We start from the raw sequence: 21,602 nt of genomic DNA on the forward strand, positions 1-21,602 counted from the left end.
AACTCAGGAGGGGCGGCACCGCAGCTTCGAGCGCATCGAAGCGAGCGCATCGCGCTGCCCACGATGCCTGTGGACAAGCCTGCGGACAATCTTCATGCAAGGTGTTTCACGCCTTGCGCGGCAAGGCTTTCGCGATCGTGGCGATTGTTGAGGACGAGATGGCACTAAGCGGGCGACAGATCGCTCGCAACGATCTGCCGCTGAACGCACTGCGCCGCAGACCCTGCGCTGCGGCGACTGCGGTTTTCCGCGCTCAAGTCGCGGGCCGCCGCTTCCGTTCCGGTAATCAAGGCTACGCACCGGGCATCGCAACGGCGAAGGGACTTACTCGTCGTCGGGCCACTTCAGGCCCGGCGCCGACGCGGCCGCGCGCCGCGGCATCGGCTGCGCCGCGACCGCTTCCCAGACCTTGATCGCGTCGACGGTGGCGGCGACGTCGTGCACGCGCAACAGCTTCGCGCCGCGCTGGGCCGCGATCAGGTGCGCGGCCACCGAACCGTGGACGCGCTCGTGCGCGTCGTCGCGGCCGGTAAGCTCGCCGATGCTTCGCTTGCGCGACAGCCCCGCAAGCACCGGCACGCCGAGTTCGCCGAAACGCTGCAACTGCGCAAGCAAGGCCAGGTTGTGGGTGAGGGTCTTGCCGAAGCCGAAGCCTGGATCGACGACGATCCGTTTCTTGGCGATGCCGGCCATCTCGGCGGCGAACAGGCGCTCGACCAGGAAACGATGCACTTCGGCGACGACGTCGTCGTAGACCGGGTCGGCCTGCATCGAACGTGGCTCGCCCTGCATGTGCATCAGCACCACCGGCACGCCGAGTTCGGCGGCGGCATCGAGCGCGCCCTCGCGGCGCAGCGCGTAGACATCGTTGATCAGGCCGGCGCCGGCCGCGACCGCGGCGCGCATGACCTCCGGCTTGGAGGTGTCGATGCTGATCGGCAGCCCGGTCTCGCGGGCTAGACGTTCGATCACCGGGATCGTGCGCCGCAGCTCTTCCTCCAGCGGCACCTCGGCGGCGCCGGGGCGGGTCGATTCGCCGCCGATGTCGAGCAGGTCGGCGCCCTCCCCGGCCAGCTTCAGACCGTGCGCCACGGCAGCCTCGAGGCTGTCGTGAGCGCCGCCGTCGGAGAAGGAATCGGGCGTCACGTTGACGATGCCCATGATCCGCGGGCGGTCGAGGACGAGGCGGCGGCCGTTGCAGTCGAGGGTGGTGGCGAGATCGAACATGGGATTGGGGACCGGAATCGGGAATCGGGAATCGGGAATCGGGAATCGGGAATCGGGAATCGGGAATCGGGAATCGGGAATCGGGAATCGGGAATCGGGAATCGGGAATCGGGAATCGGGAAGAGTTTTCGCGCTGCCTCTAACTTACGCAAGCGTCCTGGGGCTTTCATCTCCGGTCGGAAGCAAAGATATCCGCCTGACCTGGATGTCCTTCCAGGCTCTGGCCTTTGCCAATCCCTAATCCCGAATCCCAAATCCCGGCCCAAACAAAACGGCGCCCGATTTCTCAGGCGCCGTTCGCTTTGCTTTACCGATTTCGAATCCCGAATCCCGACCTTCAGGTCTGCGCCGCAGGCCCGCCGATCTGGCTGCCGGGGCGGCCCGGACCCGGGTCGTCCTTGGAGATGCGGCCCGACTTGGCCCAATCGGCCGGCGGACCCGGCTCGCGGCCGGCCATGATCTCGTCGATCTGCGCGGCGTCGATGGTTTCGTACTGCAGCAGGGCCTCGGCCATCATGTGCAGCTTGTCCAGGTTGTCCTTGAGGATCTGCGAGGTGCGGCCGTAGGCCTTGTCGAGGATGCCGCGCACGACTTCGTCGATCCGGCGCGCGGTCTCGTTGGACACGTTCTTGTGCTGGGTGACCGAACGGCCGAGGAAGACTTCGTCTTCTTCTTCGCCGTAGGCGATCGGGCCCATCTCGTCGCTGAGGCCCCACTTGGTGACCATGTTGCGGGCCATCTTGGTGGCGCGCTCGATGTCGTTGGACGCGCCGGTGGTGACCTTGTCGACGCCGAAGATCAGCTCTTCGGCGACGCGGCCGCCGTACAGCGAGCACAGCATCGATTCGATGGCCACGCGGTTCATCGAGTACTTGTCGCCTTCCGGCAGGTACATGGTCACGCCGAGGGCGCGGCCGCGCGGAATGATGGTGACCTTGTAGACCGGATCGTGCTCGGGCACGACGCGGCCGACGATGGCGTGGCCGGCCTCGTGGTAGGCGGTCAGCTTCTTCTCGTCCTCGCTCATGGCCATCGAGCGGCGCTCGGCGCCCATCAGGATCTTGTCGCGCGCCTTGTCGAAGTGCTCCATGCGCACGTCCTTGCCGTTCTCGCGCGCGGCGAACAATGCCGCCTCGTTGCAGAGGTTGGCCAGGTCGGCGCCGCTGAAACCCGGGGTGCCGCGGGCGATGGTCATCGGCTCGACGTCGTCGTGCAGCGGCAGCTTGCGCATGTGCACGCGCAGGATCTGCTCGCGGCCCTTCACGTCCGGCAGGCCGACCACGACCTGACGGTCGAAACGGCCCGGACGCAGCAGCGCCGGGTCGAGCACGTCGGGGCGGTTGGTCGCGGCGATCACGATCACGCCTTCGCCGCCTTCGAAACCGTCCATCTCGACCAGCAACTGGTTGAGGGTCTGCTCGCGCTCGTCATGACCGCCGCCGAGACCGGCGCCGCGATGACGGCCGACCGCGTCGATTTCGTCGATGAAGATGATGCACGGAGCGTGCTTCTTGGCCTGCTCGAACATGTCGCGCACGCGGCTGGCGCCGACGCCGACGAACATCTCGACGAAGTCGGAACCGGAAATGCTGAAGAACGGCACCTTGGCTTCGCCGGCGATGGCGCGCGCGAGCAGGGTCTTGCCGGTGCCCGGCGGGCCGACCATCAGCACGCCGCGCGGGATCTTGCCGCCGAGCTTCTGGAACTTGGACGGATCGCGCAGGAACTCGACCAGCTCGCCGACCTCTTCCTTGGCCTCGTCGCAGCCGGCGACGTCGGCCAGGGTCACCTTGACCTGGTCCTCGCCCTGCAGCTTGGCGCGCGAACGGCCGAAGCTCATCGCACCCTTGCTGCCGCCCTGCTGCATCTGGCGCATGAAATAGACCCAGATGCCGATGAACAGCAACCAGGGCAGGACGTTGATCAGGATCACCACCAGCGACGGGCTGCTCGACTGCGGCGTCTGCACGGTCTCGACCTTGTGATTGAGCAGGTCGTTGATCAGGTAAGGGTCTTGCGCGGCGTAGGTGGTGAACTTGGTGTCGTCCTTGCGCGTGCCGGTGATCGTGGTGCGATCGTCGGAGAATTTGATCTCCTTGACCCGGTCGCTCTGGACCTGGGCGATGAACTGATCGTAGGAGATCGCATCGGTGCCCGCCGCACGCGGGCCGAACGCCTGGAACACCACCATCAGTACGACGGCGACGATTACCCAAAGCAGCAGATTCTTGGCCAAATCGTTCATGTATTTCCTAGCCTGCGGCCCTGTGGGGCCTCGTGTCCTCCGACGCCTCTTGCGCCGGCGGTACCGCTCAGATTGTCACACCACCCGCCGCCGGACACCTGCCAAAAGCAGCTGGGTCGGCCGGCCGCCGGCCCGACGCCTTGGCGTTCAGGTCGGCGTGGCCCGCTTGCCCTGCGCCAGCGCGTACACCTCCGGGGATCGCTTGCGCGAGGCCGCCGGCTTGCGGATCGAGACCTTGGCGTAGCGACGGCGCAGTTCCCGCACGTAATCGTCGAAGCCCACACCCTGGAACAGCTTGATCAGGAAGGTGCCGTCGACCCTTAGGTGCCGGTCGGCGAAATCCATCGCCAGCTCGGAAAGGTGCATCGCCCGCGGCAGGTCCACCGCGTCCACACCGCTCATATTGGGGGCCATGTCCGACAGCACAAGGTCCACGGTCTGCCCGGCCAGGGCCTGCTCGAGCTGGGTTAAGACCTGGTCCTCGCGGAAATCGCCGAGGATGAACTCGACCCCGGCCAGGCCGGGCATCTCCAGGATGTCCAGGGCGATGATCCGGCCCGGCTTGGCGGCGTTGAGGCGGTCCAGCTCCTGGCGGACCCATTGCGACCAGCCGCCCGGGGCGGCGCCGAGGTCCACCACGACCATGCCCGGCTTGAGCAGCCGGTCGCGCTCGACCAGCTCCTCGAGTTTGTAGGCGGCGCGCGAACGCAAGCCTTCGGCCTTGGCCTTCTTTACGAAGGGGTCCGAGAAGTGTTCCTTGAGCCAGCGTTGGCTGCTTTTGCTGCGGGTCGCCATGTGCGGGCGGCCGTCCCGGCGGGGGTTGGGGACGCCATGATACCCTGAGCGCCCCTCCCGCTCCGTTCGTGTGACCCAATGCCCACCCTGTTGACCTCCGCCCAGACCCGTTTCCTGCGCGGACAGGCCCACGATCTCAAGGCCATGCTCCAGGTCGGTGGCAAGGGCATCACCGATGCGCTGGTCGCCGAGGTCGATAGCGCCCTCGAGCACCACGAACTGATCAAGATCAAGGTCGGCGCCGAAGACCGCGACACTCGCGACGCAGCCATCGCTGAGATTGCCGAGCGCACCGACGCCGCCCTGGTCCAACGCATCGGCCATACCGCCGTGCTGTACCGCCCGAGCAAGGAAAAGCGCCAGATCGTCCTGCCGCGGACTTGATGGTGCCGGGAATGGAGAATCGGGAATAGGGAATCGGAACGTCCGGCCCTGCTCCACTCCGCTTCTTGCCATTCCCTACTCCCACTCCCGATTCCCGATCGCCCCATGCTGCTGACCCTGGAACGTCCCGATCACGAGTTCTTCCTGCGCGGCGCCGACGGCCAGGTCGCCCTGGTCAACGATCGCCGCCTGGAACGCAGCTTCATCCTCGCGCCGAACCGGCTGATCGAGGACTGGCCGGTGCTGGACGTGAAGACCCTGACCATCGAAGACCTGGCGCCGGTGTTCGCCCTGGAGCCGGAATTGATCGTGCTCGGTTGCGGCGCGACCCAGGCGTTTCCGCCGGCGGCGACCCTGGCCGCCTGCCTCGGCCGCGGCGTCGGCCTGGAAACCATGACCAATCCCGCCGCCGCGCGCACCTTCAACGTGCTGGCCGGCGAAGGCCGGCGCATCGTCATGGGGTTCGTGCTCGGGGCATGAGCTCGGCTGGGCCGCGCTTGCGCTGGCCGGCGCTTGGCCTCGTCCTGATGCCGGCAATCCTGCTCGCCGCCTGCGCCCTGCCTACGCCGGCGGAACGCTACCAGCGCTGGCTCGGCGACGGCCACCACGCCGCGGTCGAGGAATACCGCCGTTATCTGCACGCTCACGGCGCTGGCGAGTCCGCACCGATGATGCAGTTGCTGCGCAGCGGCCGCCGCTGGCGCCTCTGCGGTGCGCCCGAGTTCGCGTTGCCGCCGAAACCGGCCTGGCCGGACACGGTGCGCAGCCTGCGCCTGATCGCCGAGCTGCGCCGCGCCGGGCTGCTCGACGGCGCCGAGATCACGTCCGGATACCGCGACGAAGCCCTCAATCGCTGCGAAGGCGGCAGCTCGCGCAGCCGGCACATGAGCGGCGGCGCCTACGATTTCGATCTCGCCACCGACGCCCCGACACGCGAGCTGTGCGCGTTCTGGCGCCGGCGCGGACCGGCGAGCGGCTTCGGCCTCGGGTTTTACGATGCTCGCCATCTGCACATCGACACCACCGGGTTCCGCACCTGGGGGCACGACTACAGCTACCGGACATCGCAGTGCGTACCCGGCACTCGCCTGAAACATGAGGCAAACCGACCCGCCGCGCTTTAAAGAGCGGCATCGCTCCGCGCGCCGCCATCGCCGCAGTCGAACTGCCGCGTCGAAATCGCTATCGATCCGACCTCCGATATCGATGCCGCCCCGTCGTCGCGGCCGAGCTTCGCCGCCCCTCGGCTTGTCATCACTCGATCGAGCGCCGCCGATCGCGGTCAATCCGGTTCCAGGCGCAACGAGTAGCTGTACGAGTCGGTCCGCAGATGCAGAAGGGTCTTGCTCGCCGGGACGTAGACGATGCGCACCGCATCCTCCGGTAGCAGCGCATGGAACAAGCGGCTTTCCACCAGGAACACGATCGTCCGCGGCGGCGGCTCATTGACCTTCACCGTGATGAAGCAATAAGGGCTGCCGCCTCCTTCGGAACTCTCGGTATGCATGTGGCTGATGCGGCCGGAAACGCTGACCTTGACCCCCATGTCCAGGTCGGACTGCAACTTATCGTCTTCGTTCGACACGACGAAAGCCACCACGGTCGCCGCCAGGAGAACCGCAACCACCATGGCCGCGGTCGCTCCTTCGTCGATGCCGCTCACGCTGGCCACCATGCATATCGCCGCTAAAACCAGGCCCAGGATGCAGAGGGAAGCGACGATTCCGCAGCCACTCACTCGCCTCGCAGCCAATCTGTCCCGGTCGTGGCCGTTGAGGGGCCCGGTTACGCGTGGCTTCGCCGCTTGCGGCGCGTCACCGCTGCTCGCCGTCGCTTCCAAGCGAAGCTGATCAGGCTCGTCCCGGAGATCGAGATCCGCTTGTGTGGACGGCGCCATCCGCCGCAGTTTTCGTGCGGCGTCGCGCTGAGCCCTGCGCAGTTGCAGACGCGCGTCGGCCGAATCGTCGTGCTCCGGTGCGGCCTGCGAAGCAGTGTCCTGCGCACCCAGCTCGTACTCGCATCCCACCGCGACGACGCTGATGACGGTCTTGCTGAACGGCGTATAGGCGATGCGGACTTGCTCGCCGTATTCGACCTCGAAGAACACGCGGTCCGGCGGGATAAATTCGAGCGTGCACGGTGGGGTTTCCTCGGTCCGCAGTTGGATGCGGTAGCGAGACGGCTCGCCGTCATGGGCAACTTTCACCACCGTCGCCACGGCGAGCCGCTTGATGCCGCCGTCCATGTCGGCCTGAAGATTCGCGTTGGCGCCGGAACGGCCCAGCACCGTCATCGCCGCCATTGCGAGGCCGAGGAGCAACTCCACCGCGGTCCAGAAAGCGTCGTAACGTTCCCATGTCATCAACACCACCACGAGCGTCACCACGACGATCAATATCGCAGCCGGCACGCCGTCGGACTTGAGCGCATCCAGGCGAGCGATCTCGTCCAGGCTCAGCGGCCGGGTCCTGTCTTCATCGGGCGATGCCGTCATGCTGATCCTTCAGGCTGCTTTTCGCGGCTTACTCTGCATCGATCCGGCCCACGCTCGCGCGCGGGTGCTTCTGCGGTCGAATCCCGGGGCACGGCGCATCGGCAAACGGCAGGCGCGGTGGCGATGCGTGGCCGCGCCTAAGGCGGCGCCAGGCCCAACTGCGACAGTTTCCGCGCCATGCCTTCGGGCGTATTGAGCGTGTGCAGGCAGCTCCCGTCGGCCCGTCGATAGGAAATCAGGCCGCCATCGATCAGCCGCGCGACCAGAATCGCGTCGCGCGCCCAAGCGCTGCGGTGTTCGGACACGGGAATATCGGAACCGAGCAGGTCCGCGGGCATCAGCGCGGGATCGGCACCCTTGAGCACGAACCGGCCCGGACAGTCGGCGATGCCGATCCATGGCCAGGCCGCTTTCAAGGTCGCGAAATCCATGGGCTGCTCGGCGCCCCGCCGCGACGGCGGGTACGCAGCCGATTATTTCGCCGGCAGGTACAACAAGGGGTCGACCGGCTTGGCGTTGTAGCGCACCTCGAAGTGCAGCATGTCGCGCGCGGCGCCGCTGCGCCCCATCTCGGCGATCTGTTCGCCGGACTTGACCACCTGGCCCTCGTTGACCAGGCGCTTGCGGTTGTGGCCGTAGGCCGACAGCCATTGTTCGTTGTGCTTGACGATGATCAGCTCGCCGTAGCCCACCAGGCCGGTGCCCGAATACACCACCACGCCGTCGGCGGCCGCGCGGACCGCGGCGCCGCTGGAGCCGGCGATATCGACACCCTGCTTGGTCGGCTCGTTGGCGACGTAGCGGCTCAGCAAGGGGCCGTCGGCCGGCCAACGCCAGCGGATGCCGCTGTTGATCGGCGCGGCGACCGGCGCCGCCGGCACGGGGCGCGGCGCGCTGGTGCCCGCGCTCGACGGTGTCCCCGCCGATGGGCGAGTGCCGCCGCTGGACGGGTACAGGCGCAGACGCTGGCCCGGGTAAAGGGTGTAAGGCGGCGAGAGGCCGTTCCAGGCGGCGAGGTCGGCGACCTGGATGCCGTTGTTGGTGGCGATGCGGTACAAGCCTTCGCCGCGCTGCACGACGACCGTGGCGCCGGGCTTGGGCCTGGACGGACGCGGCGGCGCCGGACGCGAGGAGGGGCGCGAGGTGCCGCGACCGGAATGACCGCGCGAGGGTTCGCGGACCACCGTGCTCGAACAGCCGATCAGGGCAAGCGCGGCCAGAACGCAGGCGGCCATCGCCAGGGTCGGGGTCCGGGTCGTCTTGATCATGCGCATCCTCTTGCAGCGTCCATGTACCGGTGTTTCGTCATTGCGGGGTTCGCAGCGGCTCAGCCCTGCTGCGAGCGCCATATCAGCCAGACTACGGCGGCCGCGATGATGGCCGTGGCAATCCAGCCGATCGGCTCGATGTAGCGTCGCAGCGTCGCCTCGGCGCGTTCGCCGCCGATGCGGATCGCCAGCGCCAGCAGGAACACGCGCTTGCCGCGGCCGATCAACATGCTCAGCACGTATTGCAGCATAGGCACGCCGACGATACCCGACGCCCAGGTGAACACCTTCATCGGGATCGGCATGAAACCGCCGAGGACCAGGAAGGTGAACACCGCCCACGGCGATTCGGCCATCTTGGCCTGGACCGTGGCGATGCCGGACTCGATGCCGGCGAGCATGCCCATCGCCGCGAACACCGGCTTGAGCGCCTCGAAGGCGTAATGGCCCAGGGCATAGCCGACCAGGGCGCCGGCCATCGAGCCGATCAGGCTCAGGGTGGCGAACCAGAACGCGCGCCGCGGCGCGCCGACGCACATCGGCGCCAGCATCACCTCGGGCATGATCGGAAAAATGATGGCTTCCACGAAGCTCAAGCCGGTGAGATAGGCCGGCGCGTGGCGATGCCGGGCCCAGGTCAACGCGCGCTCGTAGAGCGGTCCGAAGATCTTCAAAAGCGAACCCCTGTCGGGTGAGGTGTCAGTCGATCATGCCCGACAGCAATGGCACGAAGACCACCGGCGCGAGCGTGTGTTGGCTGATGTTGCCGTCGGCGTCCTTGCGCAGCTTCAACAGCGACTGCGACGAGGACGCGCCGACCGGCGCGATCAGGGTGCCGCCGACGGCGAGCTGGTCGGTCAAGGCATCGACCAGCGCAGGCGCGGCCGCGGTGACGATGATCGCGTCGAAGGGACCATTTTCGGGCCAACCGATGCGGCCGTCGTCGTGCTTGCTGCGCACGTTGAGACCGAGTTGGCGGAATCGCTTGCGCGCGGTGCGCAGCAACTCGCCGATGCGTTCGACGGTATGCACTTCCAGGCCGAGCGCGGCGAGGATCGCGGCCTGGTAGCCCGAGCCGGTGCCGATCTCCAGCACTTTGCCGGGTATGCCGTCTTCGAGCAGGGCCTCGGTCATCTTGGCCACCACCCAGGGTTGGGAAATGGTCTGGCCGTGGCCGATCGGCAAGGCGGTGTCTTCGTAGGCGCGCATCGCCAATGCTTCGTCGACGAACAGGTGGCGCGGCACGGTGCGGATCGCGTTGAGCACGCGCTCGTCGCGGATGCCGGCCTCGCGCAGGCGCTCGACCAGGCGGTCGCGCACGCGCTGCGAGGTCAGGCCGCTGCCGATCGCTTCGGGCTGCAGGCGCATGCGCTGGATCATGCGGTCGACTCCGGCGCCCGTGGCTCCGGCTGCGCGAGCGCGTCGGCCAGGCCGCCGACCCAGCTGGCGACCTGTTCGAGCGCCTGATAGCGGGTCAGGTCGACGTGGATCGGGGTGATCGAGATGTTGCCAGTGCGCACGGCCTGGAAATCGGTGCCCGGGCCTGCGTCCTGCTCGGCGCCGGCCGCGCCGATCCACCACCACTGGCGGCCGCGCGGGTCTTGTTGCGGCGTGCAGGCTTCGGCGCGGTGGCGGTTGCCCAGGCGGGTGACTTCGAAACCGGCGATCTCGCCCCAGGGCAGATCGGGCACGTTGACGTTGAGAATGGTGTCGGCCGGCAGCGGATCGGTGCGCAGGCGGGCGATGATCTCCACCGCCGCGCGCGCCGCGGTCTCGTAGTGATGGCCGACGTGGTCGGCGGTCGCCAGCGACATGGCCACGGCCGGCAGGCCGAGGAAACGGCCTTCCATCGCCGCGGCGACGGTGCCCGAATAGATCACGTCGTCGCCGAGGTTGGCGGTGTTGTTGATGCCGGACACGACGATGTCGGGCTCGGCTTCGAGCATGCCGGTGATCGCCACGTGCACGCAGTCGGTCGGGGTGCCGGACACGCGCCAGGTCGACTCGTCGAGCTTGTGCACGCGGATCGGCATGTCCAGCGTCAGCGAATTGCTGGCGCCGGAGCGGTCGCGATCGGGAGCAACCACCAGCACCTCGTGACCGGCCTCGCGCAGCCCCTGAGCGAGAATGCGAATGCCGGGTGCGTCGACGCCGTCGTCGTTGCTGACCAATACGCGCATGAGGATTCCGCAATCAAAGGCAGGATGATACCCGATCTGGCCGGGGGGTTCGGACGGGCGCCTGGCGTTAAGATGGGCTCCGTACCGACTGAATGCAGGTAAGGCATGCAGTATTGGGAGCATATCGATCGCGTGTTTCGGGCCCAGTCGCTCGACGAAGTGAAGTCGGCCACGTCCGCCTATACCAGGGCGCTCGGGTTTCAGCATCATGGCTATGCGATGAAACTGCAGGAGCCGACGCTGCAGCCCGGCCACGGCAGCGGGCCGTCCAAGGATTTCTTCTACTTCGAGGATTTCGCCAGCGACTGGTCCAAGACCTATCCCGGCCTCGCCTCGGCCCAGGCCGAACGCTCCGACCCGCGCATCATCCAGGCCCGCGAGGGCCTGCCGGCGGCGTCATGGAACTGTCGCGGCCAGACCAGCTACGAGCTCGGCCAACGCGTCTACCTGATGCAGCGCACGCGACGCACGCTGGAAATCGCCGGCGAACACGGCCTGCGCGGCGGTATCACCGTGCCGAGCTGGTCGCAGGGCATGCGCTGGTCGTTCATGACCTTCACCCACACCGCGATCGTCGACCCGCGCGAGATGGTCCCGACGGTCGCCTCGGCGGTGTATTTCGTCAATTGCATGCAGGCCACCCTCGACCGCCTGATGCGCCAGCGCCAACCGCTGCCGACGCTCAGCGAACGCGAGCGCGAAGTGCTGCGCTGGTCGGCGGTCGGCAAGACCTCGTGGGAGATCTCGGTGATCCTGCGGATCAGCGAGCGCACGGTGAACTTCCACCTGCAGCAGGTCTCGCGCAAGCTCGGCGTCAAGGGCCGGCGCGCCGCCTGCGCGCGTGCGGTGGCGTTGGGGCTGATCTTCCTGTAACCGCAGTCTGTCCCGCTGCCTGTCATCGCTGCGGCCGCCTGCGGGCCCACGGCGATTCGGCCCTGGCACTCGCCCGGGCCGCGCCTGCCCTGCCCGGCCCCCACCTGTCTGTTCTTACAGTCCGGCCCACGCATCGCCCGCCGTCCATGCTGAACTGAATGCTCGCGGTGTTCGCCGACGCATGCGCGCCGAACGGCGCGAGGGGACTTCTTGGCGCGCACCGCTCTTTCGTTTTTCCCCGGTGCCGGCCCGATACCGACGGGTCGCAGGTCCCAAGGATGGGCCGGGGCTTTTATGCTGTGGCCATGACGCCCCCACCCGACCGTCCCGACGACGACGATGACAGCGACGACGCGGCCCTGTTCCGTGCCGCGATCGGCGAGGTCCGCCGCCTGCCCGATGCGCCGCTGCCGCCGACCTCGCCGAAGCCGCGCCCGCGCGCGCGCATGGCCGAACGCGACGAGGCCGAGGCCCGCGACGAGTTCCGCCATGCCCTGGAAGAAAATCTGCTCGAAGCCGGCGATGCGCTGAGCTATCGCCGCGACGAACTGCCGCCGCGGGTGTTCGCGCGCCTGAAACGCGGCGAGATTTCGGCGCAGGAAGAGCTGGACCTGCATGGCAGCCCGGTGCGCGAGGCCGAGGCGCTGCTGCGCGCTTTTCTCAACGACGCCCGCGAGCACGGCGTGGGTTGCGTACGGGTGATCCACGGCAAAGGCCGCGGCGGCGGCAACGACTTCGTCGACAGCCGCGGCCTGCCCGTGCTCAAGAATCTGGTCGACCGGATGCTGCGCCAACGCGCCGACACCCTGGCCTTCCACTCCGCACCGCCCGCGCAGGGCGGCACCGGAGCGGTGCTGGTACTGCTGGCGCCGCGCAAACGGCGCTGAGCCCCGGAGCCGAGTTCGAACCCGACCTTCGGGACGGGCCCGTCGGCGGTGTCACTCTTCCTGATGCCCGCCCATCGTGCGGCGGTCCGGCGGATTGACCCAGACCACTTCGATGCCGCGGCGCTGGGCGAGGCGCTCGACCGCGCTGACGTAATGATCGTCGCGCGACATGCCGGCGACGGCATGTCTGGAAACCGACGGCTCGGCATAGCTGCTCTTGGTCTGGGTGCCGGCGCACGCCGCCAGGCCCAGCACCGACAACGACAGGACGGCAATACGCAACGTAGCGTTCATGACCCGACTCCCTGACGCGGTGGAGTCCGGCGGCGGCTTGGCGCGACCGAACGGCAACCGGCACCTGCCGGCTGTCACCTTCGGCTTATACGCCGGCCGGAATCGTGAACCAGTGCCACCGCGTCGCACCCGACGAACGGTCGTTTACGAGGGCCGAAAGCGGCGAGAACGCGGACGAATCCGTTGGTTTGCGGCAAGCGCCGCCCGGGTTGGCGAGAATCGCGCGAACGCGGATCCGACCTCAGCCCGGGCCGGAACGGATCTCGCCGAGCTCGGCCAGAACCACGGTCGCGTAGGCGCCGGCCGGCAAGGCGAACGACACTTCCAGGGCACCGTCGTCGAGCCAGCGCCAGGCCAGGCCATCCGGGCGCAGACGCAGCGCACGGCGCTCCTGATCGAGTCCGGCCGCTTCCAGGCCCGCGCGCAGGGCCAGCGCCTGCTCGCCTTCGAGCGCGGCCAGCTCCAACGCCCGCACCGCCTCGGTGCTGCGCAGTTCGCCGCGCCCCCACAAGGGACCGCTGGGATGGATGTCGAAAGCGGCCAGGCGTTGCGCGAGCGTTTCGCTCCAGGCTTCGGGGCCGAACACGCTGCGGCTGCCGGCCAGGGCCCAGACCTCGCCGGCGAGCGACGCGCCGTCGCGCAAACCGTCCCAGCTGCCGTCGGCCACGCGCACCGCAAGGGCGCGATTGAACAGTTCCGAGCGCGCCGCCGACAGCAACAGGCTGCGTTGCTCGCGGCGCACCCGGCGCCCGCCGAACATCGCCAGGGCGTTGGCGACGTTGTCGCCGTCGCGGCCGAAGCGCTGTTCGCCGAAATAGTTCGGCACGCCGCGTGCGGCGATGTGGGCCAGGCGCGCATCGATCGCCTCGCGCTCGCCTTCGATCTCGCGCAAGGTCAGCACGAAGCGGTTGCCGGCCAAGGCGCCGCGCGGCAGTTTCTTCGCATGCCATTGGCTGTCGAGCACGCGCAGTTCGTCGTCCTGCAGGCCGGCCAGGTCCGGCGCGATGCGCTTGGGCAGGTGCACACTGAAGCGCTGCACGGTGACCGCATGCCGGTCCTTGAGCCCGGCGTAGCCGATTCCGACCTCGCCGATGCCGGCCCAGGCGGCGATGCGCTTGGCCGCGAAGGCGGTGTTCATGCCGCGCTTTTCCACCGTCAGCAGTAAATGCTCGCCGCTGCCGCTGGCGGCGAAACCGGGCAGTTCCTCGACCCGGAAGTCCTCGGACGAAGTGCGGATGCGCGCGCTGAGCACGGCCGCACCGTGGGCGCGAGCGAGCGCGGCGTCCTGCGCGGCGCCGACCGGCGCCATGCCGTCCTGCGAATCCTCGCTCATGCCGACACCAGCAGGCACACCGCCATCGCCGCGATGCCTTCGCGGCGGCCGGTGAAACCGAGTTGTTCGCTGGTGGTGGCCTTGATGCTGATCGCATCGAGCTCGACGCCGAGATCGGCGGCCAGCGCCTCGCGCATCGCCTGCGCGTGCGGGCCGACCTTGGGCCGTTCGCAGACCACGGTGACGTCGGCGTTGCCGAGCCTGTAGCCGCGCTCGGCGATCAGCACCTGGCAATGGCGCAGGAACTGGCGGCTGTCGGCATCGCGCCAACGCTCGTCGCTGGGCGGGAAATGCTGGCCGATGTCGCCGAGCGCGAGCGCGCCGAGCAGCGCATCGCACAGCGCGTGGATGACCACGTCGCCGTCGGAATGCGCGACCACGCCGCGGTCGTGCGGCACCCGCACCCCGCCGAGCATGATGTGGTCGCCGTCGCCGAATGCGTGGACGTCGTAGCCTTGGCCGATGCGATTGTTCATGAGGGACCTGCGGTAAAAGAGTGAGCGAAGAGGAGTGATGAGTGAGTTGAAGCGGGAGCCGGAGCGCTGGGCGCCAGCATGCCGCGCCTTCGCTCACTCCTCTCCACTCGCTTGCATTTCCTCAGATTTTGTCTAGCAGGTATTCCGCCAACGCCAGGTCCGCCGGCGTGGTCACCTTGAGATTGTCCTCGCGGCCTTCGACCAGGTGCGGTTTCGCACCCATGCGCTCCATCGCCGAGGCCTCGTCGGTCACGATCACGCCGGCCTGCGCCGCCGCATCCAGTGCCGCGGTCAAGACGCCGCGACGGAAGGCCTGCGGCGTGAATGCGCGCCACAGACCGTCGCGCGGCTCGGTGGCGGCAATGCGGCCGTCGGCGGCGCGCTTCAAGGTGTCGCGCAAGGGCGCGCCGAGAATCGCGCCGTCGGCGCTGGCTTCGGCCGCCGCGATCAGCAGATCGATATCGCCGCGACGCAGGTTCGGCCGCGCCGCATCGTGCACCAGGACCAAGGCCTCGTCGCCGACCTCGTCGGGCAGCGCGCGCAAGGCCGCCAACACCGAATCGGCGCGCTCGCCGCCGCCCACGCAACGCAGCACCGGCTTGTCCTGCAATCGGGTCCACCCGGGCCACAGCGTGTCGCCGGGCGACAGCGCGACCATCGCCCCGGCCACCCGCGGGTGCGCAAGCAAGGCGTTCAGAGCGTGCTCGATCAGCGGCTTGCCGGCCGCATGCAGATACTGTTTCGGCGTCGGCCCGCCGAAGCGCTGGCCGCGTCCGGCAGCAGGAATCACGGCCCAGATCATGCGTCGTATCCGTTGAAAAATCCGATGCCCGAGGACGATGCAGTAGTCGCGACCGCGTTTCGCGCGCAACTCGCCATGCCGCTATCCGGATCACCCTGTTTCATGCAGGCCGGCGCCATCGCCGGCCTCAATGCCCCGGCCGCTCGCGTACCGGTGCCGGCATCTCCGACGGCGCCCGGGACGGAATCGGTTCCGGCGCCGGCGGCGGCAGTTCGCTGGGCGGTTCGTCGACCTGTTCTTCCAGGCTCGATTCTTCCGGCGCGGCCTGCTCGCCCGGCACGGCGCCGTTCTGCACCGCGCTGACCGCCGCGGCCGCATTCGCACCCGGCGCCTGCGGCTTGGCTTCGACCACGCGATAGAACGTCTCGCCCGGCTTGATCATGCCCAGCTCGCTGCGCGCGCGCTCCTCGACCGCTGCCTCACCGGACTTGAGGTCCTCGACCTCGGCGGCGAGCGCGTCGTTGCGTTGCTGCAGCCCCTGGTTCTCGCGGGTCTGGCCGTCGACCTGGGCCTGCAGCGCGGCGACGCTGCCGCCGCTGCCGCCGCCGGCCCACCACAGCCGATACTGCAAAAAGGCGAGCAGCGCCAGCAACGCCAATACCAGCACGCTCAGCCAGCGCTTGCCCGTCTTCTCGACCATCGCGACTCAGCCGCGCTCAGCGACGCAGCGACACGAACGCATCGCGTCCGGCGTACTTCGCCGCGGCACCGAGCTGCTCTTCGATGCGCAGCAGCTGGTTGTACTTGGCGACGCGGTCGCTGCGGCACAGCGAACCGGTCTTGATCTGGGTCGCGGTGGTCGCCACCGAGATGTCGGCGATGGTGGTGTCCTCGGTTTCGCCCGAACGGTGCGAGACCACGGCCGCGTACTTGGCCGCGTCGGCCATCGCGATCGCTTCCAGGGTCTCGGTCAGGGTGCCGATCTGGTTGACCTTGATCAGGATCGAGTTGGCCACGCCCTTGTCGATGCCTTCCTTGAAGATCTTCGGGTTGGTCACGAACAGGTCGTCGCCGACCAACTGCACCTTGCTGCCGATCTTGTCGGTCAGCAGCTTCCAGCCGGCCCAATCGTCCTCGGCCATGCCGTCTTCGATGGTCACGATCGGGTATTGCGCGGCCCAGCCGGCGAGGAAATCGACGAACTGCTCGCTGGTCAGGCGCTTGCCTTCGCCGACGAGGTGGTACTTGCCGTTGTCGTAGAACTCGGTGGACGCCACATCCAGGCCCAGCAGGATGTCTTCGCCGGCCTTGTAGCCGGCCTTGCCGATCGCTTCGAGGATGGTTTCCAGCGCTTCCTCGTTGCTACGCAGGTCGGGGGCAAAACCGCCCTCGTCGCCGACCGCGGTGCTGAGGCCGCGGCCCTTGAGCACCGACTTCAGCGCATGGAACACCTCGGCGCCGGCGCGCAGCGCCTCGGCGAAGGTCGGCACGCCCACCGGCAGGATCATGAATTCCTGCAGGTCGACGTTGTTGTCGGCATGGGCGCCGCCGTTGATGATGTTCATCATCGGCACCGGCAGCACCGCGGCGCGGTCGCCGGCCAGATGCTTCCACAACGGCAGCTTGCGCGAGGCGGCGACCGCATGCGCATTGGCCAGGGAAACGCCGAGCAGCGCGTTCGCGCCCAGGCGGCCTTTGTTCTCGGTGCCGTCCAGATCGATCATGCGGCGGTCGAGGCCGGCCTGGTCGGTCGCGTCCAGGCCCTTGAGCGCCTGGGCGATGGTGGTGTTGACGTTCTCGACGGCTTTGCGCACGCCCTTGCCGAGGTAACGGGTCTTGTCGCCGTCGCGCAGTTCGACCGCTTCCTTGCTGCCGGTGGATGCGCCGGAGGGGACCAGGGCGCGGCCGAAGCTGCCGTCGGCCAAGGTGACCTCGGCTTCCAGGGTCGGGTTGCCTCGGCTGTCGAGGATTTCGCGGGCGTGGATCTGGGTGATCGTGCTCATGTCGGAGGAGTCGGGGTTCAGTGGGAAAGGGGTCGGGACGAACGATAGCCGAGATCGCGGCCGGCCCGGGTGGGCGCCGTCGAAATTGGCGACATTCGGTGGCGGATCGAATCGATCCGGAGGGGCCGCACGGACACGCTGCAGGCAGCGCGGCAGAACCGCTCCGGCCAGCCCGATAGGTGCTTGCCGGAATGCGGGCCGGACGACGCGCGCCCCGGCCCAGCGACGGCCGCGCTGCGGCCGGGTTCGAACCGCAACGCGGGCGGCATCAGAAATCTTGTTCCAGGAAGCCGTTCTTCTTGGTGATGCGGTCCAGTTCGACCATGGTCTCGAGCAGCGCGCGCATCTTCGGCAGCGGCACCGCGTTGGGGCCGTCGGACAGGGCTTCCTCGGGGCGCGGATGGGTTTCCATGAACACACCCGAGACGCCGACCGCGATCGCCGCGCGCGCCAGCACCGGCACGAATTCGCGCTGACCGCCGGACTTGCCGTCCATGCCGCCGGGCAACTGCACCGAGTGGGTCGCGTCGAACACCACGGGGCAACCGGTGTCGCGCATCACCGACAGCGAGCGCATGTCGCTGACCAGATTGTTGTAGCCGAAGCTCGCGCCGCGCTCGCAGGCCATGATCTGCTGGTTGCCGGTGGCCTGGGCCTTGGCGGTGACGTGCTTCATCTCCCAGGGCGAGAGGAACTGGCCCTTCTTGATGTTGACCGGCTTGCCGGCGCGCGCCACCTTCTGGATGAAGTCGGTCTGGCGGCACAGGAAGGCCGGGGTTTGCAGCACGTCGACGACCGAGGCGACCTCGTCCATCGGCGTGTACTCGTGCACGTCGGTCAGCACCGGCACGCCGATCTGGCGCTTGACCTCGGCCAGGACCTTGAGCCCCTCCTCCATGCCCGGGCCGCGGAAGCTCGTCGCCGAGGTGCGGTTGGCCTTGTCGAAGCTCGACTTGAAGATGAAGGGAATGCCGAGCGAGGAGGTGATTTCCTTGAGCTGGCCGGCGACGTCGAGCTGCAATTGCATCGACTCGATCACGCAGGGACCGGCGATCAGAAAGAAAGGCTGGTCGAGGCCGACGTCAAAGCCGCAGAGTTTCATCGCTTGCTTCCTGAATTCATGAGTACGAAGGAATCTTCATCAGTGGATGCCGCGCCCGCCGCAGACAAGCCCGGCGATCGCGGCCCGGCGATCATGCCCCGGGCTCGCTTAAGCGTTTCGAACGCGCCGAACGCGCCACGCCGACCAGCCACAGTACGCCCCCGATCAAGCCCAAAGGTCCGGCGATGGCCACGGTGATGGTGAATACGGTCGCGCCCAGCAGGCCGAGACCGTCGGCGGCCTCGCCGAGGATCGCCCGATACGTGACGTATCCGGCGACCATCACAGCCGCGGCCAGCCACATCAGCCAGCGGCCGGCACCGCGAAAATCGTTGCGTGCAGGCCGGCCGACGCTCGCCCGCGCTTGCGCGCCCGGGTCCGAATCGGCCGGAGCCGGATTCAACCGGTGACCTCACGCAGCAGCTTGCCGCCGGCCTTGGCCTCGCGCGCGGCGCGCACGAAACCGATGAACAGCGGATGGCCGTCACGCGGCGTCGACAGGAATTCCGGGTGCGCCTGGCAAGCCAGGTACCAGGGGTGCTCGCTGCGCGGCAGTTCGACCATCTCCACCAGCAGATCGTCCATCGACTTGGCCGAGATCACCAGGCCGGCGTCCTCGAGCTGGCTGCGATAGCGGTTGTTGAACTCGTAGCGGTGGCGGTGACGCTCGCCGACCACGTCCTTGCCGTACAGCTCGCGCGCCAGGGTGCCGGGCTTGATGCGCTGGTCCTGCAGGCCCAGGCGCATGGTGCCGCCGAGGTCGCTGGTTTCGCTGCGGCGTTCGACTTCGCCGGTGGCGGTGCGCCACTCGGTGATCAGGCCGATGACCGGATGCGGGCTGTTCTTGTCGTTCTCGGTGCTGTTGGCGTTGTCCAGGCCGGCGACGTGACGCGCGTAATCGACCACCGCGGCCTGCATGCCGTAGCAGATGCCGAAGTACGGAATCTTCTGCTCGCGTGCGTAGTTCGCGGTCGCGACCTTGCCCTCGAAGCCGCGGTCGCCGAAGCCGCCCGGCACCAGGATGCCGTCGACGCCCTTCAGCGATTCCACGCCGTCGCGCTCGATCTCGCTGGATTCCAGCCACTTCAGCTTGACCTTGGTGCGCTGGCGCAAACCGCCGTGCTTGAGCGCTTCCGACAGCGACTTGTAGGCGTCCTGATGGTCGATGTACTTGCCGACCACGGCGATGGTCACCTCGTCGACCGGATGCTCGGTGGCATCGACGACTTCGTTCCATTCGCGCAGTTCGGCCGGGCCGGCCTGGATGCGCAGGCGGTCGAGGACGATCGCGTCCAGGCCCTGCTCGTGGAACCACTGCGGCAGCTTGTAGATGTTGTCGAGGTCGACGGCCGAGATGACGGCCTTCTCCGGCACGTTGGTGAACAAGGCGATCTTGCGGCGGTCGCTGTCGGGCAGCGGCTGTTCGCTGCGGCACAGCAGCACGTCGGGCTGGATACCGATCGAACGCAGTTCCTTGACCGAGTGCTGGGTCGGCTTGGTCTTCAGCTCGCCCGCGGCGGCGATGAACGGCACCAGGGTCAGGTGCATGAACAACGCGTGCTCGGGACCGCGCTCGGTGCGCAACTGGCGGATCGCTTCCAGGAACGGCAGCGACTCGATGTCACCGACCGTGCCGCCGACCTCGACCAGGGCGACGTCGAAGCCTTCGGTGGCCTCGACGATGCAGCGCTTGATCTCGTCGGTGATGTGCGGGATGACCTGGACGGTGCCGCCGAGGTAATCGCCGCGGCGTTCCTTGCGGATCACGTTCTCGTAGATCCGGCCGGTCGTGATCGAATTCTTGCGGCTCAGACGCGTGCGCAGGTAGCGCTCGTAATGGCCGAGGTCGAGGTCGGTCTCGGCACCGTCGTCGGTGACGTAGACCTCGCCGTGCTGAAACGGGCTCATCGTGCCCGGATCGACGTTGATATAGGGGTCGAGCTTCATCATCGTCACGCGCAGCCCGCGCGCTTCGAGGATGGCCGCCAACGAGGCTGCCGCGATGCCCTTACCCAAGGAGGACACCACGCCGCCGGTGACGAAAATCAGGGGAGTCATGGATTTTGCTGCCGCTGGAAAGCCGTAGTTTACCGACTGACGGCTTGGCCCGCGACTGCTTGACAGCGCCGGCGATCGCCCGGACGCCCCGCAAAGCCAGCTGCGGCAAGGCCTGCGGCCAAATCGGCGTTATCGGGCCGGACCGTTCCGGCCCCGGAGATTGCGGCCCACCCCCTGCCGCAAGTGCGCTCTCCGAGCGCGGGCCCCGCCTTGGGGCAGGAGCGGCGCAAGCCGCGACCTGCGCTGGCGATCGAAGCTGCGCGGCGCGGCTTGCGCCGCTCCTACCCTGGGCAGTCCGGGCCGCTCAGGCCAGCTCGGCGCCCTTCTCGGCCAACAGCTCGCGCAGGACCGAACGATGGCAATGCGCCTCGTCCTCGCAATAGCAGCCGACCGAGAAATCGCTGTGCCGGGACAGGGTCGCGAGCAGTTGCAGGGTGTGGCCGGCGTCCGGGGTGGCCATCTCGGCGCGGTACTTGCGCACGAACGCATTCCATTGCGCCGGGGTCTGCGCTTCCTGCCCGAGCTTGATCGTGTCCGCGCTCGGCGCCAGGTTCGGGAACCACACGTCGTACCAATCCTGGGTCGCGAATTCGCCCTTCGGCACCCCGCGCGGCGGACGCCGCACGGTGCCGATGCGGGTGCCCTCGCCCTGCAGGCGCGGGCTGCCGAGTTTTACGATGCGTATCGCCATGACGGTCTCCTGGCTGACGGCCCTTCGATGCTAGCGGCTTCGTCAACGAAAACGCCCCGGCAAGCCGGGGCGTTCGTGGAAAGGTCGGGGCATGCCGCGACCGGGATTACGCGACCGGGATTACTTGTCGCCTTCCTCTTCCGGCTCGACACCGCGGTCGCCGGACTGCTTCTTGTCGGCCTTGGCCTTCTTCTGGGCTTCGGCCTTCTTCGCATCCTCGGCTTTCTTGGCCTCTTCGGCCTTCTTGGCGTCGGCCTGCGGGTCCTGCTGCGCGAAGGCGGCAGGCGCGGCCAGCATGGCCAGGGCGGCGGCGATGGCGGCGGGGAGCACGAGCTTGCGGATGTTCATGGTGTGGCCTCCTGACGGAATGGGGACCGGCGCGTCGGGCTGCGCCGTGTGTCGTGGGCGATGAGCCGTTCGGCGCACCGCTTCCCAGAGCGACGCGGCGGACCCTAACCCCTACCCCCATGCTGGTGGCTGAATCGACCGATATCAACCCGCCCCGCCTCGCCGCCGCGGCCTCCGCTCCAACAGGCCGGGCCGCCGTCTC

General features: G+C 68.1%; 24 protein-coding genes and 1 pseudogene. 5 read left to right on the plus strand and 20 right to left on the minus strand.

The window, feature by feature from the left end; all coding sequences use genetic code 11:
- Nucleotides 1–324: 324 nt before the first annotated feature.
- The 3 genes from folP to rlmE form a co-directional block, all read right to left on the minus strand.
- On the minus strand, nucleotides 325–1,227 hold the full coding sequence (gene folP, locus ACKN61_RS17425; RefSeq protein ID WP_408950588.1) for a dihydropteroate synthase: 903 nt from the start codon (nucleotides 1,225–1,227) through the stop codon (nucleotides 325–327).
- A gap of 337 nt (nucleotides 1,228–1,564) precedes the next feature.
- Nucleotides 1,565–3,472, minus strand: a complete 1,908-nt coding sequence (ftsH, locus tag ACKN61_RS17430) for an ATP-dependent zinc metalloprotease FtsH (protein ID WP_031374345.1) — start codon at nucleotides 3,470–3,472, stop codon at nucleotides 1,565–1,567.
- 147 nt (nucleotides 3,473–3,619) lie between these two features.
- Nucleotides 3,620–4,267 (minus strand): 23S rRNA (uridine(2552)-2'-O)-methyltransferase RlmE, encoded by a 648-nt coding sequence (rlmE, locus tag ACKN61_RS17435; protein WP_031374346.1) that lies wholly within the window; start codon nucleotides 4,265–4,267, stop codon nucleotides 3,620–3,622.
- Between the two features lie 78 nt (nucleotides 4,268–4,345).
- Here rlmE and yhbY point away from each other — a divergent pair, with 78 nt between their 5' ends.
- The 3 genes from yhbY (at nucleotide 4,346) to ACKN61_RS17450 (ending at nucleotide 5,775) form a co-directional block, all read left to right on the plus strand.
- A complete protein-coding gene (yhbY, locus tag ACKN61_RS17440) occupies nucleotides 4,346–4,651 on the plus strand; it encodes a ribosome assembly RNA-binding protein YhbY (RefSeq protein WP_408950589.1) in 306 nt (101 codons plus the stop codon).
- 105 nt (nucleotides 4,652–4,756) lie between these two features.
- Nucleotides 4,757–5,131 carry an Mth938-like domain-containing protein gene (locus ACKN61_RS17445; RefSeq protein ID WP_408950590.1) on the plus strand — a complete coding sequence of 125 codons (375 nt, stop codon included), beginning with the start codon at nucleotides 4,757–4,759 and terminating at the stop codon, nucleotides 5,129–5,131.
- A 47-nt stretch (nucleotides 5,132–5,178) separates the two neighbouring features.
- Nucleotides 5,179–5,775 carry a D-Ala-D-Ala carboxypeptidase family metallohydrolase gene (locus ACKN61_RS17450; RefSeq protein ID WP_408950591.1) on the plus strand — a complete coding sequence of 199 codons (597 nt, stop codon included), beginning with the start codon at nucleotides 5,179–5,181 and terminating at the stop codon, nucleotides 5,773–5,775.
- A gap of 158 nt (nucleotides 5,776–5,933) precedes the next feature.
- Here the strand turns inward: ACKN61_RS17450 and ACKN61_RS17455 are convergent, their stop codons facing one another.
- From ACKN61_RS17455 to surE, 6 genes are all read right to left on the minus strand, one after another.
- Nucleotides 5,934–7,145, minus strand: coding sequence for a hypothetical protein (locus tag ACKN61_RS17455; protein ID WP_408950592.1), 1,212 nt, complete (start codon nucleotides 7,143–7,145; stop codon nucleotides 5,934–5,936).
- A 137-nt stretch (nucleotides 7,146–7,282) separates the two neighbouring features.
- Entirely contained in the window at nucleotides 7,283–7,576 is a 294-nt protein-coding gene (locus ACKN61_RS17460; RefSeq protein WP_408950593.1) for a hypothetical protein, read from the minus strand.
- Between the two features lie 42 nt (nucleotides 7,577–7,618).
- A complete protein-coding gene (locus tag ACKN61_RS17465) occupies nucleotides 7,619–8,413 on the minus strand; it encodes a peptidoglycan DD-metalloendopeptidase family protein (RefSeq protein WP_408950594.1) in 795 nt (264 codons plus the stop codon).
- 59 nt (nucleotides 8,414–8,472) lie between these two features.
- Nucleotides 8,473–9,087, minus strand: coding sequence for a YqaA family protein (locus tag ACKN61_RS17470; protein WP_057918754.1), 615 nt, complete (start codon nucleotides 9,085–9,087; stop codon nucleotides 8,473–8,475).
- Between the two features lie 25 nt (nucleotides 9,088–9,112).
- On the minus strand, nucleotides 9,113–9,793 hold the full coding sequence (locus ACKN61_RS17475; protein WP_031374354.1) for a protein-L-isoaspartate(D-aspartate) O-methyltransferase: 681 nt from the start codon (nucleotides 9,791–9,793) through the stop codon (nucleotides 9,113–9,115).
- Nucleotides 9,790–10,593, minus strand: coding sequence for a 5'/3'-nucleotidase SurE (gene surE, locus ACKN61_RS17480; protein ID WP_408950595.1), 804 nt, complete (start codon nucleotides 10,591–10,593; stop codon nucleotides 9,790–9,792). The genes ACKN61_RS17475 and surE overlap by 4 nt, the downstream gene beginning before the upstream one ends.
- A gap of 105 nt (nucleotides 10,594–10,698) precedes the next feature.
- Between surE and ACKN61_RS17485 the strand changes: the two genes are divergently transcribed.
- Nucleotides 10,699–11,466 carry a LuxR C-terminal-related transcriptional regulator gene (locus ACKN61_RS17485; RefSeq protein ID WP_408950596.1) on the plus strand — a complete coding sequence of 256 codons (768 nt, stop codon included), beginning with the start codon at nucleotides 10,699–10,701 and terminating at the stop codon, nucleotides 11,464–11,466.
- 305 nt (nucleotides 11,467–11,771) lie between these two features.
- Nucleotides 11,772–12,353, plus strand: coding sequence for a Smr/MutS family protein (locus ACKN61_RS17490; RefSeq protein WP_408950597.1), 582 nt, complete (start codon nucleotides 11,772–11,774; stop codon nucleotides 12,351–12,353).
- 51 nt (nucleotides 12,354–12,404) lie between these two features.
- Here the strand turns inward: ACKN61_RS17490 and ACKN61_RS17495 are convergent, their stop codons facing one another.
- The 11 genes and pseudogenes from ACKN61_RS17495 to ACKN61_RS17545 all read right to left on the minus strand — a co-directional run bounded on the left by ACKN61_RS17495 (nucleotide 12,405) and on the right by ACKN61_RS17545 (nucleotide 21,400).
- Nucleotides 12,405–12,647 (minus strand): hypothetical protein, encoded by a 243-nt coding sequence (locus ACKN61_RS17495; RefSeq protein WP_408950598.1) that lies wholly within the window; start codon nucleotides 12,645–12,647, stop codon nucleotides 12,405–12,407.
- A gap of 241 nt (nucleotides 12,648–12,888) precedes the next feature.
- Nucleotides 12,889–13,980 (minus strand): tRNA pseudouridine(13) synthase TruD, encoded by a 1,092-nt coding sequence (gene truD / locus ACKN61_RS17500; protein WP_408950599.1) that lies wholly within the window; start codon nucleotides 13,978–13,980, stop codon nucleotides 12,889–12,891.
- Nucleotides 13,977–14,456, minus strand: coding sequence for a 2-C-methyl-D-erythritol 2,4-cyclodiphosphate synthase (gene ispF / locus ACKN61_RS17505; protein WP_408950600.1), 480 nt, complete (start codon nucleotides 14,454–14,456; stop codon nucleotides 13,977–13,979). The genes truD and ispF overlap by 4 nt, the downstream gene beginning before the upstream one ends.
- A 121-nt stretch (nucleotides 14,457–14,577) precedes the next feature.
- Nucleotides 14,578–15,267: a 2-C-methyl-D-erythritol 4-phosphate cytidylyltransferase gene (gene ispD, locus ACKN61_RS17510; RefSeq protein ID WP_408953851.1), complete on the minus strand. Its 690-nt coding sequence runs from the start codon at nucleotides 15,265–15,267 to the stop codon at nucleotides 14,578–14,580.
- A 259-nt stretch (nucleotides 15,268–15,526) separates the two neighbouring features.
- Nucleotides 15,527–15,898, minus strand: a pseudogene (gene ftsB, locus ACKN61_RS17515) (cell division protein FtsB); the annotation flags it as partial.
- Nucleotides 15,899–15,914: 16 nt separating this feature from the next.
- A complete protein-coding gene (gene eno, locus ACKN61_RS17520; RefSeq protein ID WP_408950601.1) occupies nucleotides 15,915–17,201 on the minus strand; it encodes a phosphopyruvate hydratase in 1,287 nt (428 codons plus the stop codon).
- Nucleotides 17,202–17,469: 268 nt separating this feature from the next.
- Complete coding sequence (gene kdsA, locus ACKN61_RS17525; RefSeq protein ID WP_031374364.1) at nucleotides 17,470–18,303, minus strand: 3-deoxy-8-phosphooctulonate synthase; 834 nt, start codon at nucleotides 18,301–18,303, stop codon at nucleotides 17,470–17,472.
- Between the two features lie 91 nt (nucleotides 18,304–18,394).
- Nucleotides 18,395–18,706 carry a hypothetical protein gene (locus tag ACKN61_RS17530; RefSeq protein WP_408950602.1) on the minus strand — a complete coding sequence of 104 codons (312 nt, stop codon included), beginning with the start codon at nucleotides 18,704–18,706 and terminating at the stop codon, nucleotides 18,395–18,397.
- Nucleotides 18,703–20,361 (minus strand): CTP synthase, encoded by a 1,659-nt coding sequence (locus ACKN61_RS17535; RefSeq protein WP_223620443.1) that lies wholly within the window; start codon nucleotides 20,359–20,361, stop codon nucleotides 18,703–18,705. Before ACKN61_RS17535 ends, ACKN61_RS17530 begins: the two co-directional genes overlap by 4 nt.
- Before the next feature lie 304 nt (nucleotides 20,362–20,665).
- The gene (locus tag ACKN61_RS17540; protein ID WP_408950603.1) at nucleotides 20,666–21,052 is read right to left on the minus strand and encodes a DUF488 domain-containing protein; all 387 of its coding nucleotides are present in this window, start codon (nucleotides 21,050–21,052) and stop codon (nucleotides 20,666–20,668) included.
- Between the two features lie 120 nt (nucleotides 21,053–21,172).
- Nucleotides 21,173–21,400, minus strand: coding sequence for a hypothetical protein (locus ACKN61_RS17545; protein WP_031374369.1), 228 nt, complete (start codon nucleotides 21,398–21,400; stop codon nucleotides 21,173–21,175).
- Nucleotides 21,401–21,602: the final 202 nt, after the last annotated feature.

The organism is Lysobacter sp. Hz25 (assembly GCF_046097045.1).
GTDB classification, from domain to species: Bacteria; Pseudomonadota; Gammaproteobacteria; order Xanthomonadales; family Xanthomonadaceae; genus Lysobacter; species Lysobacter antibioticus_B.